This window comes from Streptococcus sp. 2741 (assembly GCF_013276315.1).
Classification (GTDB): domain Bacteria; phylum Bacillota; class Bacilli; order Lactobacillales; family Streptococcaceae; genus Streptococcus; species Streptococcus pseudopneumoniae.
Map to the genome: position 1 here is coordinate 1 of NZ_VMKU01000023.1, position 1501 is coordinate 1501.

Annotated in this window: 1 protein-coding gene and 2 pseudogenes; all 3 read right to left on the reverse strand. The window is 40.6% G+C overall.

Annotation, left to right across the window (positions count from 1 at the left end; translation table 11 throughout):
- A pseudogene (locus HT671_RS03375) lies at nt 1-349 on the reverse strand (GDSL-type esterase/lipase family protein); the annotation flags it as partial.
- Between the two features lie 49 nt (nt 350-398).
- Complete coding sequence (locus HT671_RS03380) at nt 399-1226, reverse strand: HAD family hydrolase (RefSeq protein ID WP_023939132.1); 828 nt, start codon at nt 1224-1226, stop codon at nt 399-401.
- A 32-nt stretch (nt 1227-1258) separates the two neighbouring features.
- Nucleotides 1259-1366, reverse strand: a pseudogene (locus tag HT671_RS03385) (IS5/IS1182 family transposase); the annotation flags it as partial.
- Nucleotides 1367-1501 lie beyond the last annotated feature (135 nt).

A 1501-nucleotide genomic window follows, 5' to 3' on the forward strand; every position in this document is an offset into this window, starting at 1 on the left:
GTTGACAAAGAGCCGGAAAGTAATTTTATCTCAGTCAGTGAATAATCGCGAGCAATGGATTGATGATAGCTTCGAGATTATTGAGAGCCTCATTCACAGGCACATCTTTTCCAATATCGTTCGTCCCAATTAAAAGGACAATTTTATCTACCTCCCCACCGTACAGATGCGCATCCAGATTCTCTAATAACAGTCCTGTCTGATAGCCACAAATTCCTCGATTGACAATTGTCTTTGAAGTCCCAAACAACTCCTGCAGAGGATAATATTCGATAATGGAATCCCCAATAAAAAGAATATCTGGCTCTACAACTGAAACCTGATTTAGGTGACGATACTTAGTTTGGATTTTTTCTTGTTCCTTTAGTAACCAATTTTCTAATAACTGTACTGCTACTTCATTCTCCTTTTTCTAACCAGTTTTCCAATACTTGGTAAACTCCTCCTTGGCTATTGGCTGGCGCTAGAGCCGTCGCCACAGCTTTGGCTTTGTCATCAGCATTTTCCATCGCATAGGCAATTCCAGCCATTTCAAGCATTTCAACATCATTTTCACTATCGCCAAAAGCCATGATTTGTTGGGGGTTCAAGTCCCAACGCTTGAGTAATTCTTCCAAGCCCCATGCTTTATGAATTCCAGCTTGGAGGATATCAATGCAACCATAGCCACTCGATACAGCCCGAACACGGCCATCAAAGAGGTCATTGATTTCTTCCAATACCGAATTCAAACGTTCCTCACCAACAACCATACTCATCTTGAGCACACCACCAAAGAGGTCAGAGGTTAATTCATCCACAAAATTCATTCGTTGGTAGAATTCTTCAATCATTTCTGGAGTCATAAAACTTTCAAGGTCTGTAAAAATGGTACCTTCCTTGACGAAACCACCCTTCATCCCTGTTACAACAAATTGATCCTGACACGCTCGACCCTCGAAATGAGCCAAAGCCTTATCGACAATGGCATCATCCCAAGTCTGAGCCTGAATCAATTCATTGTTTTCAAAAATATGAGCACCATTGGCAACAACCAGAACCACTCGATCCACCAAGTGCTCCAGTAGTTGCCTCATGCGGTGAATTTCATTCCCTGTCGCGATGACAAAACGAATCCCCCTTTGATCCAACTGATCCACAATCTTTTCCAAGCGTGGGAGATCAAGCTGGCCTCTAGCATCCAGCAAGGTCCCATCCATATCTGTCGCAATTACCTTAATCGTCATTTACTTTCCTCTTGATTAGACTTCCTGCAAAACTAGAATCCTAGTTCATGATTGATAATACCAGCAATCAAATTCATTCGTAATCCGAAGTGTTTACGATGATTTCGATAGGTTGTTGAAGATATTTTAAACGTTTTCATAGTGCAATGAAATAAGAACAGGACAAATCGATCAGGACAGTCAAATCGATTTCTAACAATGTTTTAGAAGTAGAGGTGTACTATTCTAGTTTCAATCTACTATACTTTGTCAAAAATATTCTCAACCTTGATTCT

Coding starts and splice junctions, on each gene's coding strand:
- HT671_RS03380 (WP_023939132.1), bottom strand. CDS start 1,226: ATGACGATTAAGGTAATTGCGACAGATATGGATGGGACCTTGCTGGAT.